The sequence below is a fragment of the Paenibacillus sp. FSL R5-0636 genome, from assembly GCF_037974255.1.
GTDB lineage: Bacteria > Bacillota > Bacilli > Paenibacillales > Paenibacillaceae > Paenibacillus_AQ > Paenibacillus_AQ odorifer.
The window spans coordinates 5,365,505-5,380,037 of sequence record NZ_CP150232.1; the positions used below are offsets into that span (position 1 = coordinate 5,365,505).

A 14,533-nucleotide genomic window follows, 5' to 3' on the forward strand; every position below is an offset into this window, starting at 1 on the left:
GCGACGTTAATTCATTCGATTTATTATATTATAGCACAGGCTGAAACTTGCATTCAATTTTAGCTATGGAAGATATTAAGGTCCTCAAGGCGCCTCAGCAGTTGTCGAATCAGCTCCAGTGGAAATTCCTGCAATTCGATCCTGCAAGCTTTTCTTAGCGGCCTCCAACTCCTCATCATTAATATATACATATGGACTTCGCCACGTTCCAGTAACCGGCTTGAATTCGATATTCTCTTTGGAAATCTTCCAATACGTCGCAATCATATCTTTGATTTGCGAATTTTCGATATCTGTCTTCATGTTACTGTCCACTGCATCAAGCACCTTGCCGATTTTCAATACGCCACCAAGCGATTGCATCTGATCCACCAGACTGTTCAGGACTTCGTTCTGGCGTTTGTTGCGATCAAAATCATCTGAAGCGTTAGTCTTAGGCTTGCAATTGGATTTACGATACCGCACATAGTCCAATGCATTTTTTCCATCCAGCTCTGCCGGACCCTTTTTCAGATTGATATTCGTGCCGTCCACAGTGTCTGTATAACACATATTTTCACTAATATTTACTTCGACTCCCCCAAGCTCGTCCACCACATCCCGGAAGCCCTGAAAATCAAGAATCGTTGTATAATCTACATCAATGTCCAAATACTTACCCATCATCGTCTTCATCTCGTCTTCAGCCAGTAGACCGGAGGATTTCTCCTTACCCTTGAAGCGAGCATAAAATTCATTAATCTTCGTTTTCTTATAGCCGCTTAGCTCCACATAGGTATCACGAGGAAGCGAAACTATGGTCGCTGATTTGGTCTTAGGATTAAGTGCTGCAACCATGATTACGTCAGTCAAATAAGACTCGTGTTTAGGTCTGTTATCCGTTCCCAGTATAAGCATCGTCAGTGGCTTTTCTGAAGCGGATTGCCCTGGAGCAACCGTACCCTCAACCCCTGCATTAAATACGCCATGCTCAAGCTTCCAATACAGATAACCGCCATAACCCAGCACGCCGAGGATCGCAATAATTAGCAAAGTTAACAATACTCTAACTAATCTGCCAAAAAAACCTCTCTTTTTCACTTTCTTTTTCGTTTTTTTCTTAGAAACACCCTTCACAGGCTGTTTTCTATTAGTAGGTTGTTGCCCGTTTGCTCTTGGAGGTAAACCGCTGTTTCTTGTACTCATAATAGAATAAAGTCCTTTTCATTTCATTTAGAATTAGAATTGCTACATTAATTAGACGATCCTTAAGGTACAAAAGTTGCGATTACGATCTCTTCGCTGCTGCTGCGGCCTTTCTCTTCTGTCGAGCTTCTACTATATAACGTATCCGTACCATCAGCATTAATCCGACAGCAACCAACAGACATTGGATAATCGGAAGCTTATCATGTTGGAAAATGAGGAGCATGCCAGAGCCAATCGCCATCATTATGTAGAGCATGATTTCCTTGCCAATCGATAACTTTTGATTCACACGAAAGACTTGATTATAAACAAAAGTAAGCAATATAAAGATAACAATATAAGCGACGATTGGATGCTCAGCGAACCACACCTGCATAGATAACCGCACTCCTCCCAAATTTAAGATACGTTTACATTATATCATCAGTAGGGGAATTTTTTGTTTCTTATATTAAAAAAAGCCGCCGGATGCAATAATCCGGCGGTCTTATTCAAAAGCATGTGTTTACGCGTTGGCTTGTGCTGTTTTACGTTGTTTCTCTACACGTTCGCGTTCGCCTTTGTTCAGAATCTTTTTACGCAAACGAATGGATTTAGGTGTAATTTCACAATATTCATCATCGTTCAAATATTCAAGTGCGCCTTCCAAAGAGAAAGTGCGTGGTGTCTTCATTTTTACAGTATCATCTTTACCTGAGGTACGCATGTTGGTAAGTGCTTTTTCTTTACAGATGTTAACGATAATATCGTTATCACGGGTATGCTCGCCTACGATCATACCTTCATAAATTTCTGTACCTGCATCCAAGAAGAGAATACCACGATCCTCAACACCCACGATTCCGTATTGTGTTGTTGATCCAGTCTCACTTGCTACAAGCACACCTTGATGACGTCCGCCAACTTGACCAGCAACCAGTGGAGCGTAGCTGTCAAAAGCATGGTTCATAACGCCGTAACCGCGTGTCAAAGTCAAGAAGTAAGTGTTGTAACCAATCAAACCACGTGCAGGAATCAGGAACTCCAGACGTACTTGACCCGTACCGTTGTTAATCATATTGACCATTTCGGCTTTACGAGTACCCAGACTCTCCATAACAGAGCCCATGCTTTCTTCTGGAATATCAATCATTAGACGCTCAAGCGGCTCCATTTTGACACCGTCGATTTCTTTAATGATTACTTGTGGTTTAGAAACTTGCATTTCATAACCTTCACGACGCATATTCTCGATCAGAATACCAAGGTGAAGCTCACCGCGTCCAGAAACGATAAATGCATCAGGACTATCAGTTTCTTCCACACGCAAGCTCACATCTGTTTCAAGTTCTTTAAAGAGACGCTCACGTAGTTTACGGGAAGTTACCCATTTACCTTCTTTACCAGCAAAAGGACTGTTATTCACTAGGAATGTCATTTGCATGGTTGGCTCGTCAATCTTCAGAACCGGAAGTGCTTCAGGGTTTGCAGGATCAGCAATGGTCTCACCAATGTTGATGTCCTTGATCCCTGCAATAGCAACGATATCCCCTGCGCCCGCTTGCTCTGTTTCAATACGTTTCAAACCTTGGAAGCCGAACAATTTCTCGATACGTGCAGTTTTGCTCTTACCATCACGCATAATAACTGTTACAGATTGACCTTGTTTGATCACACCGCGGTTAACACGTCCAATCGCAATACGACCCAAGTATTCGTTATAATCCATCAACGTTACGAGGAATTGAAGCGGTTCTTCAACACTTTCGGTTGGAGCTGGAATATGTTCAACGATGGTTTCGTAGAGCGAAAGCATCGTTTCATCTTGTTTCTCAGGATCCATGCTTGATGTACCATTAAGAGCAGATGCATAAACAACCGGGAATTCCAATTGTTCGTCATTTGCTTCAAGTTCGATGAACAAATCGAGCACTTCATCAATAACTTCCTTAGGACGAGCAGCTGGACGGTCAATCTTGTTCACGACAACGATCGGTGTAAGTTTTTGTTCCAATGCTTTACGCAGAACGAATTTCGTTTGCGGCATGCAGCCTTCATAAGCATCAACAACCAGCAATACACCGTCAACCATTTTCATGATCCGTTCTACTTCGCCACCGAAGTCAGCATGTCCAGGTGTATCCACAATGTTGATCAAAAACTCTTTATAAGTAATTGCTGTATTTTTAGCTAGGATTGTAATTCCACGTTCCCGCTCGATATCATTAGAGTCCATAGCACGTTCTTGCAAGTGCTCATGGGCGCTGAAGATCCCCGATTGTTGAAGGAGCTGATCGACGAGTGTTGTTTTGCCATGGTCAACGTGGGCAATGATCGCAATGTTGCGAATATCTTTTCTTGAATGCATGATTTGTATCCAAATCCTCTCATTTATCAAATTAAAACTGTTAAAATTCATAGCATGTCACGGCAGTCTCACAAAAGAAGCGCCAGGCAGAAAGCCGACGCTTCAACATAACATTAATATTATAGTGAAAGTACCATGAAAAGCAAGTCTTTTTATGAAAAAACAGTTACCAATTTCCGTTTTTTTTCACAAGATCCTACAGCAATTAACTTCGGTACCATCTATTCCGGCCACGTGCTCTGCCTCGACCGGTAATCAGCCAAATTCCTGCAGCTATTAATACAATCCCGATCAGGTAGATCGCGCCGGTGCCCATAAGGCTGAAAATACAAAGTACAAGGCTTAGTAAGCCTAATGTTACAGCAATTGCTGACAGTCCACCCGTCCGTCTTGGTTCATAGATAGAATATTCATACAAGCCCACGGCAAGACCAAGCAACAGCACAGGCCATAAGTTACTCATAAGCCCCCATCCCCAAATATTGCAAAGGCCAAACAACAAACCGTACACCGTTAATATCCCAGCAGGAACCAATACCGAGGCCGAAGCACGACGGCTGAAAAATAACATGTGCAGCACTATTCCTGGAATTAAAATCACTAGAGGCCAAAGCGCGCGGCCCAAAAATCCGAAGACGCCCAGCTTACCTAATAAAATCACGATGCCAGCAGCAACAATAAAAATTCCTAGCTGTATATCTTTCTTTGAAGACATCCTTCACCCATCCCTTCAATTTCACGTCTACCTCATTTCCTCATCACCTTATAGCCTGAAAGCGACAGGATTCTTACTCATATATTATCCGAAACATACACAAAATGCCATCACTCCCTGTGATTAATCAGTGTCTATAAGCACTTCTGATCGCGCAAAAAAAACGGACAATTCCAATTTATGGAGATGTCCGTTTAGTATTGCCTTTTATTGCAGTTTATTAACCTGCAGATGTTTTTCTGCGTTTAATTGCTCCCGTAACCACAACTAATATGCCTAAGGCAATGGGCAAAAAGGAATGTAAGGAGGGGAATAAAAAGGAGAGCATCGTCCCTAATTTTGCATCCTGAAGCAACATATCCCCTGCTGTAAACGCCAATATATAAGCACCGATAAATACGAGCACTGGAAACCGGTGCAGCCAGCCTACAATGATGCCGCTTCCCCACACTACTATCGGAATGCTAAGGGCAATCCCGATGACAATTAAAGCCAAATCTCCTTTAGCTACTCCTGCAATGGCTAGTACATTATCCAGACTCATAATGAAGTCTGCTACAAGAATCGTTCGGATTGCTTTCCAGACTGAGGATGATTCCCTTACTCTGAGATCCTCCTCTTCCTCCAACAGCAGCTTGAACGCTATCCATAGCAGCAGCATCCCCCCTCCAGCCTGAATATAAGGGATTTTTAATAGCAATACCGCAACAAAAGTAAGCAAACACCGCAGAACAACTGCGCCTGCTGAGCCCCACCATACCGCAGTCTTTCGGTGCTTCGCCGAAAGATCCTTGCTGGCCATTGCGATAACCATTGCATTATCTCCGCTCAGCACCAGATTGATCATCAATATTTCACCAAGGAGCAATAATGAATCCATTCGCACTTACCTCCCCGAGTCACATGTAACTACTTGTATGTTCGGAAATGACAAGCTATGCTTCCTGTCCAACTTTTTTTGAGCGTGAACGCATGTTGGCTCCTTTTTTTGCGTATACAAAACTAAGCATATTTTGCAGCTCAATCTAACAAAACTTGGGAGTGACTTCGCTTTGAATACATCCATCTGGGAGTTTATATTATCGCTGCTCAACATTATTTTTCTAGATCTTATTCTGGCGGGAGATAATGCCATTGTGATCGGACTTGCAGCGCGTAATTTACCGTCCGACACGCAAAAAAAGGCTATCGTATTTGGAACAGCAGGCGCTGTAGTGTTGCGGATCTTCGCAACGATTCTGGTCGTATGGCTGTTGAAAATCCCCTGGTTACTGCTTGCCGGAGGGATTTTACTCATTCTGATTGCCTATAAGCTGTTAACCAGTGAGAACACTTCAACAGATATCAAGGCAGGTCAAAGCTTGTGGTCCGCTGTAGGTACAATCATTTTAGCTGATGCTGCCATGGGCCTTGATAATGTGATCGCCATTGCCGGAGCTGCCAAGCATAATATCTCACTGGTTATCATAGGACTGCTGATCAGTGTCCCCATCGTTGTGTGGGGAAGTACCCTTTTTATTAAATTAATCAACAAATATCCATGGATCATTTATATTGGTTCTGCTGTCTTAGGTTTTACTGCTTCAAGTATGATGACGGATGAACATCAGCTTGCGCCATTTTTTGATCATCATCCGCTGCTCAAATATCTGTTTATAATCGTGATCATTATAGGTATCTTGGCAGCGGGACATTGGAAACGCCAATCAAAACCAGAAGAGCCTCAGGAGGGCACAATCGTCTAAACCACAAAAAAACTGCCTCAGAACGTAGATTTCACTACGCTCCAAGGCAGTTTTTTGGTTTATTATTTTAGAACCATTCTTCCTGTAATCCAGCCTCAACACTTACAACATCACTAGGCTTCTCATCTCCATAGGGAGTGATTAACACGGTCTCTGTGGCTTCAATCGCTGCTTCCAGAAGTTCAGAATATCCCGGAAGCGTAGCCTCTATCTTATCCACAATCCGTAAATTCGGATTTGTTGTAGGTGATTTTGGAACAAATAAAGTACAACAATCCTCATAAGGAAGGATAGACAAATCATAGGTACCGATGTTCTTCGACAGGTCCACGATATCACTTTTGTCCATCATTACCAGCGGACGCAGAAGGGGGAGGGTTGTCGCCCGGCCAATCACGTTCATGCTTGGCAAGGTCTGGCTAGCGACTTGTCCCAGACTATCCCCGGTTACAATCGCCAATGCACCTTCGCGCTCAGCAAGCCGGGTAGTAATTCTCAGCATTGCCCGCCGCATCAGTGTAATAATCAGATTATCCTGGCCGATGCCGGTAAAGGAAGTCTGCACTTCTGTAAAGGGTACCAGATGCAGCTTGATTACACCCGCATAACGTGACAATACCCGCGCAAGATCCACAACCTTTTGTCTAGCAAGCTCGCTTGTATAAGGATAACTGTAGAAATGCACGCACTCCACTTCAAGTCCGCGCCGCATGGATGACCAGCCTGCTACGGGACTATCAATGCCACCGGACAGCAATAACATCGCTTTTCCGTTAGTGCCTAATGGAAATCCACCTACACCGGCAATATTTTCACAGAAAATATAAGTATGTCCCTGACGAATTTCGACCCTCAGCTCTAATTCAGGCGATTTAACGTCTACGGTGAGGCCAGGATATCCTTGCAATAGTGGTGTCGCGATCAGTTTATTCATCTCAATGGAGCCGTAAGGGAACTCTTTCCATACCCGCCGAGCATTAACCTTAAATCTGGTGCCCGGAGCAGGCGCGATTATCTCCAAAAATTGACGGCTTACCGCTACAATATCCTCAAGCTCTGACTTAGAAACCTTCACTGGACTGACAGAAGCAATGCCAAAGACATTCTTCAGTGCTTGTACCAATTCAATCGCAGATTCCCCGTTCAGTTCCACGTAAATTCTTCCGAATTCCTTGCTCAGAACTACGTTTGGATAAGGCTTAATCAATTCCTTCACATGACGCAGTACGGTTTTTTCAAATCGGGTACGATTTTTGCCCTTTAAAGTAAACTCCCCAAAACGCAGGAGCAGCATATCAGCGTATTCTATACTATGGGCTCTGCCTTCTGCAGATTCCTTGTTCATCATGCTCATTTGTTACTTCATTCCTCCTTCAGCAATCTTTAAAGCTTGTACCGCAGTGGTTAATGCTTGCTCAAGCGCAGAGACATCCTCATTTGTATGACTGTCGCCAAGGCTAATACGAATCCCACCTAAAGCACTGGAGACATCTTTACCCATAGACAATAACACACGACTAGGCTCAGCCAGTCGTGAGGAGCAGGCCGAGCGGGTGGAGACTACCATCCCCAGTTCCTCCAGCTTGCGGGCGAATACCTCTCCCTTCATGCCAGGGTAAGAGAAATGCACAATATGGGGAGCTCCATCCTCTCTGCTGTTTATAACAAATTCAGGAACGGTGCGCAAGAAGCGTAATAATCGATCTCGGAGTGGAACCAACTGGGCAACGAAGGTTTCGCGCTGCTCACCACTCATGCGGATAGCTTTGGAGGATGCGACAATCGCAGGTACATTTTCAGTTCCAGCGCGTTGTCCTTCTTCATGAGAGCCCCCTGTAAGCAATGGGAATAGCTTAATTCCATCTTTGATATACAGTAATCCCACTCCACGTGGGCCTCGAAGCTTATGAGGAGACAGGCTATAAAGATCCACCTGCCAATCCTTTAGATCAACTGCAAGCTTACCATATCCCTGAACACCATCTACATGAAATAAGGTTCGCGGATTCACAGCTTTAATCAGCTTACCCATCTCTTTAAGCGGTTGTATCGTTCCAATCTCGTTATTGACATGCATCACACTAACAAGCACTGTGTCGCGCCGGACAGCAGCAGCTACGCGCTCAGGATCAACAACGCCAGTGCTATCGGGTGCTACAAAAGTAACCTCCCAGCCCATTCGCTGCAATTGCAGGAAACTCTCATATACAGAGGGATGCTCTATTTCTGTAGTTACCAAATGGCGGCCTCTAGACTGATATTGCAGAGCAGCGCCTTTTATCGCCAAATTATTGCTTTCCGTTGCACCAGAAGTAAATAGAATCTCCTGCGGTTGTACAGATAAAGCAGCAGCGCATACTTCACGCGACCGTCTGATCAGCTTACCCGCTTCACTGCCCGCACGGTGCAAAGAGGAAGGGTTCGCATAATGCAGCTTCATAATTTGTTCCATCGTCTGCACCACTTCTTCATAGGGCGGTGTAGCGGCGGCATAATCCCAGTAAAGCATATGTCAAATGTCTCCTTTACTTCGTTGAGTGAACTTATTATCGAAAAAGGATCAAACGGTGTTTCCCGTTTGATCCTTTTTATTATACCGCGTATTGAGCGCGAGCGCGTTCTATTTTGAAGATATAAGACTGTGTCTCTTTTGGAAGCAGACTAAGTTTCTCCAATAATTCCTGATCATTGGTTACTCCAAGATCTGTTACCCGTCCCGGCCCTGCGTTGTACGCTGCAAGTGCCATCTTTTCCTCTCCGCCAAAGCGTTTCAGTTGATAAGATAAATAACGTACGCCGCCATCAATGTTTTGCGCCGGATCGAACGAATCAGTAACCCCTAAGCCGCTCGCGGTGCCATCCATAAGCTGCATTAAACCTTTAGCCCCTGCCGAAGAGACCACATTAGGATTAAACGAAGATTCAGTATCAATCACTGCTTTGATCAGATCAATCGGCACGCCATATTTAGCACTCGCCTTCTGGATGAGATCATCATAGCTTGTAGGTGTGGAACCCGTTATTTCCCCGGAAATTATGTTATTGAAGGTTTCTGTTGTCCCACCTATCTGCTGCCATAACAAGCTGCTGACAGAAGTTGCATCCGGGAGAGAGGTCAAATAGCTTGAACTTTCACTACTCGTTGACATTGCCTGAAGCATTGTCGCAAATCCAGAAGCGGAAACTCCCGTTGACCGTTCATTTCCATTCGCGGAGCTAGTTTTTTCGGTTGTAGCCTTAAGGTTGATCCATTTAAGCTGCCCTAACCCGTCGGTTACAGCGGGATTGATCTGCATGCTGGCGCACTCCTTTTTTTGTCCTACTCGAATCATATATAAGGTTTCGCGTTGAAATTTCGATGAATTACGGCTTAATCTTACATTTTATCTGAGATTATTGCTATATGTTGGAATGAAAAAACAGACTTCAGACCCTGATATTTAGGTCTAAAAGCCTGTTTAGATCAAATCCATTCAGTTCTTTTTAGCGCGCAAAGGGAATCATCACGAAGTAGCTTAGTGTCGCAACAATCCCTAAGCCCATTGCCCATGCCCCAAGCGTTTTTTGCTCTTTGACATAGGAATAATAACCAACTACGGCAGCGATGGGTCCGAGAATAAAGGACCAGATGAACAATGAGGCGATTCCCATCCCCAGTCCAACATACCCCATTACCCGGCTTCCACTATATTCCGCTTCACTGTCCTTGCGCTCTTCCACTATACGCGGGGCATCCCGTACCTGCATTGGAACCGGATTTACCTCAGCAGCGTATTCTTCGCGATGCTCTCTGTCCCGACGAGGATAGTCCACTCTCCGCGGACGAAGAATGACTTTTCTCGGACCGGATTGTTCCCGTGATGAGCTTGATTCATTATCCTTTTCTGTGTCCATTCTGGCGGCCTCCTAAGCGTTCGGCTTAAACGTCAGACAACATGTTGCAGATGATGTACTGGCATGATCGCGGTGACCTTCATTCGTCATTTCTTCAGCATATTCTTCCTTATAACCATTGCCTACGTGCTTATCGATCTCAATGACAATTTCTTCAGCCCGGCATAAATTATGCTCGCCCCAATAATGACAATTGCTCACGCTACATTTTACTAATGGTTTTTCACTCGACATAATTATCACCTCGGCTTCATTATGTCCGCTCCATTTACCCGCTATTCGACAGAGTGGTTTCCAGTTGATGTATCGAGACAGGCTTTCAATCCACGCAAAAAAGGACCAGCTCATCGTCATTACAAAATGACAAAGTGCTGATCCCTTTAGATCACTATTTAGAAGTTAAACCTGATTTTGCATACGTTTCTCGGTCAAATAGTCGTTCTCATAATAAATGAGATCATCGCGAAGATCTTCATACGTTTTGGTGATTTCTAGGATGATATCACGTGCGGGACGTACTGGCTTTTTGCGGAAACGGATTGCATCCTGACCAGTATACGCGTAACGGCCATCTTCAGAATAGCTTTCATTTTTCGGATAAAAGAAGTTGTTCACGCCATAGTGATATACATTATAAAGCGCTTTCTGTGCAAAAGATTCATCGAATGTCGCACGACGCAGCGCAACGCCTAATTTCTCATATGACATTTCTGAGAACACTAATAGATGACGAAGATCGGACAGAAAACCTTGGTAAAATTGTACAGTTTCCTCATCTCCCTCAACTACAAGCTGAGGCAATGCATGCTCATTTAGAAATACTTCCATTTTGTCGATTACCACTTTAAGTTTATCTCTCGTCGATTCACATAATTTCTGCACATTGGCTGCTGACATAGCGGTTGCTCCTCCTTATTATTCCCTGCTCTTGTAGTCAATAAAGTTAATCCTCTGAAAGAAACCGCCCTAAGGACGTATCTCTTTATTCTTGCAATATCAGGATGTGAACACAGAGAAGTCTAACCTTCTGAACAATTATTAAGAACAACATCTAATGAGGTATCTCTTACAAAATCAAGAAGACAATTCGAGATACTTATTCTCTCTGATATTATCATAAAAAACGTTAGGAAGGTATCCTTTTCTAAGATGCATAAAAGATACGCTCTCTTCTAAACCTATAGACATTACATTGCATAGAGGAGCGGAAATCATGTCACGAAAAAATCTAACAGTTGCAGGTTTGGTTACAGCAGCTTTTACAGTTGGGTTACTTACCTTTGCCCTGCGGCCTGCCACTAATGGGACGACCAGAGATGCCGCTAAAGTCGCTGTTCAGAATCCGGTTCCAACTTCAGCTTTGCATTCACCTCCAAATCCCTCTCAGGAAAAAACATTAAAGAAAACCTCCTTAGGCCAGGATGTGGAGGCGACAGATCATCTGAATAGAGTCGATGTCAGTAGACATTTAACTAAACTCCTGTCTGAAACAGACGGGATGTCTTCGATTCATGATAAATCAGTGTATGCGAAACGATTGCAGCAAGACCACGGGTTTATCTCCATGCTGATGTGGATCGATTTTCGCACACAAAAGACTGAGACCTTTAAGTCATCTTTTCCAAAAGGAACCGAACAGGAGAACAAGCAGCTTCAAAAATATCTCAATACGGCAAAATCAGCAATCCACGGTCATCAATCCTATGAATCTCCAACGTTTACAATCGGTAAAGAAAAATATTACTTTATCGCTCAGCGGAACAAAGAAAAAAATGTAGGGATTATTGCTCTTATCAACCAAAAGGTGCTTGGGCGTGTGGCAGACCATCAGCTGAAGAACCTGCGTCTCATTCCATATCCTAAGGAAGGCAAATACCATGTGGAATCAGTCCATACCGATAACTTAAAGGACATTACGGTAAAGACCGGCCATGATAACGAAAATGCCAGCCATTTTTATGAGAATGAAATTGTAGTCCGTTTTCAGGGAAATGCTCCGACTCAGGGACAGCTCCAGACGATAACCGCCGATATCCACTGTAAGCAGCCACGCAAGCTGGGATATGCCTATATCTTTCGCTCTGAGAAGATGACCTATTATCAGCTGAAATCCTATTTCACCAACAAATGGCATCCCGAGTATACGGAACCTCACTATATGTATTTAACCAATGATACCATCACTAAAAACGCTGAAGGAACTGTCACTCCTAACGACATGTTATTCTCCACTTACCAATGGAACCTCCCGGCGATTGAAACCGAGCTAGGGTGGAATCTTTCCAAAGGCAGCAAAGAAGTGGTTGTGGCCGTGGTGGATACGGGAGTACAGATTAATCATCCTGATTTACAAGGTAAGCTTTTAACTGGTTATAATGCCATTACCAATGGTTTCACACCCGAGGATGATGTAGGTCACGGTACACATGTATCTGGAATCATTGGCGCACTTGTTAACAACGGGGAAGGTGTAGCTGGCATCAGCTGGTACAATAAGATCCTCCCTGTAAAAGCGCTAGATAACTCAGGTGCCGGAACGACTTATTCCGTAGCAGAAGGTATCATATGGGCAGCTGACAATGGTGCAAAGGTTATTAACTTAAGTTTAGGGAATTATGCCGACTCTCAGTTCCTTCATGATGCGATTAAATACGCCTATGACCGGGACATCGTGCTTGTGTCTGCAGCAGGCAATGATAATACAGAGCGGCCTGGATACCCTGCAGCTTATCCCGAAGTGATTGCAGTGGCTGCTACAAATGCTTCAGGGGAAAAAGCCTCCTTCTCCAACTACGGCGATTATATTGATGTCGCTGCACCCGGAGAAAGCATCGCAAGCACCTATCCGGACAGTCAATATGCCGCTTTATCCGGCACGTCAATGGCCAGTCCCCATGTCGCTGCGCTGGCGGGTCTGGTACGTTCACTAAATCCTAATCTGACGAATAAGGAAGTTATGGACCTTATGACCAAAAACGCTGTGGATCTGGGAACTTCCGGCCATGATAAATATTTTGGCTGGGGTCAGGTCGATATTTATAAAACGCTACAAGCGGCAAGCGGCAATCAAGTCCCATTGCAGCTTTTCCCTCAACATGTACGCCAGCAAATGAATCAATTAAAACAAAGAACAAATAACACCCCTTAACCGTGTCATTGCAAAAACCGGCCAAGTAAGTGAAGAAACCGCTGCAACCCTTCCTCCATCTCCGGTTCCTTCATTTGAGAATAGCAAAGACGGATGTGGCGGGAAGGCGTTTCCGCAGAGTAACAGACATCACCGGGTAAAAAAGAAATGCTCTCCTGTTCCGCCAAGTCATGCAGGCTTGCGATATCAGGAGAAGGGGGCAGCTCCAGCCAGAGATTAAGTCCTCCCTCTGGTAGCATATAGTTCACTCCAGGCGGCGCGTACAGCTTCAGAAGCTTCGCCGCCTTTTCCATACGACCACGCAGTGTAATTCGTAGCTGTGCTGCGTAGGCGTCGTATTTTTCAGCGATGAAGGGTAATACGGCCTTCTGTGTCAGCAAGGGACTTCCTAGGTCACTCGCAGATTTAGCGGCGATCAGCCGGGACAGAATATTTCCTTCTGCTGCTACACAGGCGATTCGGCAACCAGGAGCAAGTACTTTGCTAAAGCTTTTCATATAGACTACATGTCCATCGGGATCCATTGATTTAATCGCCCTAGGTGGAGGTGCATGGAAATATAAATCACTAAATGGGTCATCCTCAACAATGAGGCAACGGTAGCTGCGCGCTAATTCCAGCAGTCGTTGCCTTCTTGTGATGCTCATAGTTACGCCGCTTGGATTTTGAAAAGTAGGGATGGTATAAATTAGCTTTGGGGGTCTTTGATCACACATTTTTGTAAGAACATCCACCCGCATCCCTTCACTATCCGTAGGTACAAAAATCATCTCTGCACCTCGTCCCGCAAATACATCAATAGCACCAGTATAGCTAGGCGCCTCAAGATAGACTGTATCTCCAGGACCAACAAATGTACGAGCCACCAGATCAATGCCTTGCTGGGTCCCGCTGGTTATCATCAAATCGGAAGAAGTGAGTGAAACCCCACGCGATTTCAAATGTTCTCTCATGACATTCCGCAGCTCAAGATCTCCCTGAAAATTCCCGTAGGTTGCCATAAGCTCCGGTTGCTCTTTGACCAAGGAGGTGTAGGTGTCACCGATATCGTGAAGCGGCAGCAGCTCACTGTGGATGGCGGCTAAATGAAAGGGATATTTCACTTCCGAAACATCAAAATTCCGCCAAAGCTGAGCCCGCGGCAAATAATCATCATATAAATCCTGCCAGCAACCCTCTTCGTGACGTCTATTATGGGTTGGATCGGCTACAAAGCAGCCTTTGCCCTGTCTGCAGTAAATAAGTCCTCGTCTCTCAAGCATATCGTAAGCCTTGCTTACTGTAACCTGACTCACGTTCAATGTTATAGCTAGACTTCTAACGGAGGGCAGCCGGACACCTTGCTGAAGCAGTCCTGATGAGATCCGCTGACTGAGGGTTTCACTGATTTGATGGGGCAGAGTTTTGCTGCCGCTGCGATTCAAATCGATATGCATGAACCCTTCACCTCCACTGTTATATTCAACGCTTTACTGTTATACAGCGCTCCTATTATG

Annotated in this window: 14 protein-coding genes; 2 read left to right on the forward strand and 12 right to left on the reverse strand. The window is 44.5% G+C overall.

What is annotated here, in order from left to right; all coding sequences use genetic code 11:
• Positions 1-84 precede the first annotated feature (84 nt).
• From MKX34_RS24565 to MKX34_RS24585, 5 genes are all read right to left on the reverse strand, one after another.
• Positions 85-1,185 carry an LCP family protein gene (locus tag MKX34_RS24565; protein WP_036683718.1) on the reverse strand — a complete coding sequence of 367 codons (1,101 nt, stop codon included), beginning with the start codon at positions 1,183-1,185 and terminating at the stop codon, positions 85-87.
• Between the two features lie 82 nt (positions 1,186-1,267).
• A complete protein-coding gene (locus tag MKX34_RS24570) occupies positions 1,268-1,564 on the reverse strand; it encodes a YlaH-like family protein (protein ID WP_036683721.1) in 297 nt (98 codons plus the stop codon).
• Positions 1,565-1,693: 129 nt separating this feature from the next.
• Positions 1,694-3,535, reverse strand: coding sequence for a translational GTPase TypA (typA, locus tag MKX34_RS24575; RefSeq protein ID WP_036683723.1), 1,842 nt, complete (start codon positions 3,533-3,535; stop codon positions 1,694-1,696).
• Positions 3,536-3,740: 205 nt separating this feature from the next.
• Entirely contained in the window at positions 3,741-4,250 is a 510-nt protein-coding gene (locus MKX34_RS24580) for a hypothetical protein (RefSeq protein WP_076103779.1), read from the reverse strand.
• Between the two features lie 220 nt (positions 4,251-4,470).
• Complete coding sequence (locus tag MKX34_RS24585) at positions 4,471-5,130, reverse strand: TerC family protein (protein ID WP_036683728.1); 660 nt, start codon at positions 5,128-5,130, stop codon at positions 4,471-4,473.
• Positions 5,131-5,302: 172 nt separating this feature from the next.
• Between MKX34_RS24585 and MKX34_RS24590 the strand changes: the two genes are divergently transcribed.
• Positions 5,303-5,995 (forward strand): TerC family protein, encoded by a 693-nt coding sequence (locus MKX34_RS24590; RefSeq protein WP_076098540.1) that lies wholly within the window; start codon positions 5,303-5,305, stop codon positions 5,993-5,995.
• Positions 5,996-6,062: 67 nt separating this feature from the next.
• On the opposite strand, the gene thiI is transcribed toward MKX34_RS24590, so the two are convergent.
• The 6 genes from thiI to MKX34_RS24620 all read right to left on the reverse strand — a co-directional run bounded on the left by thiI (position 6,063) and on the right by MKX34_RS24620 (position 10,786).
• Positions 6,063-7,343: a tRNA uracil 4-sulfurtransferase ThiI gene (thiI, locus tag MKX34_RS24595; protein WP_235219500.1), complete on the reverse strand. Its 1,281-nt coding sequence runs from the start codon at positions 7,341-7,343 to the stop codon at positions 6,063-6,065.
• Between the two features lie 9 nt (positions 7,344-7,352).
• Positions 7,353-8,504, reverse strand: coding sequence for a cysteine desulfurase family protein (locus tag MKX34_RS24600; RefSeq protein WP_076103777.1), 1,152 nt, complete (start codon positions 8,502-8,504; stop codon positions 7,353-7,355).
• A gap of 82 nt (positions 8,505-8,586) precedes the next feature.
• A complete protein-coding gene (locus MKX34_RS24605) occupies positions 8,587-9,291 on the reverse strand; it encodes a lytic transglycosylase domain-containing protein (RefSeq protein WP_038572880.1) in 705 nt (234 codons plus the stop codon).
• A 187-nt stretch (positions 9,292-9,478) separates the two neighbouring features.
• Positions 9,479-9,889: a hypothetical protein gene (locus MKX34_RS24610; protein WP_038572882.1), complete on the reverse strand. Its 411-nt coding sequence runs from the start codon at positions 9,887-9,889 to the stop codon at positions 9,479-9,481.
• A 12-nt stretch (positions 9,890-9,901) separates the two neighbouring features.
• Entirely contained in the window at positions 9,902-10,123 is a 222-nt protein-coding gene (locus MKX34_RS24615; protein ID WP_036683762.1) for a DUF1540 domain-containing protein, read from the reverse strand.
• Between the two features lie 165 nt (positions 10,124-10,288).
• Entirely contained in the window at positions 10,289-10,786 is a 498-nt protein-coding gene (locus MKX34_RS24620; RefSeq protein ID WP_036683764.1) for a YpuI family protein, read from the reverse strand.
• A 316-nt stretch (positions 10,787-11,102) separates the two neighbouring features.
• Here MKX34_RS24620 and MKX34_RS24625 point away from each other — a divergent pair, with 316 nt between their 5' ends.
• Positions 11,103-13,037 carry a S8 family peptidase gene (locus tag MKX34_RS24625; RefSeq protein ID WP_076297519.1) on the forward strand — a complete coding sequence of 645 codons (1,935 nt, stop codon included), beginning with the start codon at positions 11,103-11,105 and terminating at the stop codon, positions 13,035-13,037.
• Between the two features lie 5 nt (positions 13,038-13,042).
• Here MKX34_RS24625 and MKX34_RS24630 read toward each other — a convergent pair whose 3' ends face one another.
• Positions 13,043-14,473 carry a PLP-dependent aminotransferase family protein gene (locus MKX34_RS24630; RefSeq protein ID WP_076275674.1) on the reverse strand — a complete coding sequence of 477 codons (1,431 nt, stop codon included), beginning with the start codon at positions 14,471-14,473 and terminating at the stop codon, positions 13,043-13,045.
• Between the last annotated feature and the right edge of the window lie 60 nt (positions 14,474-14,533).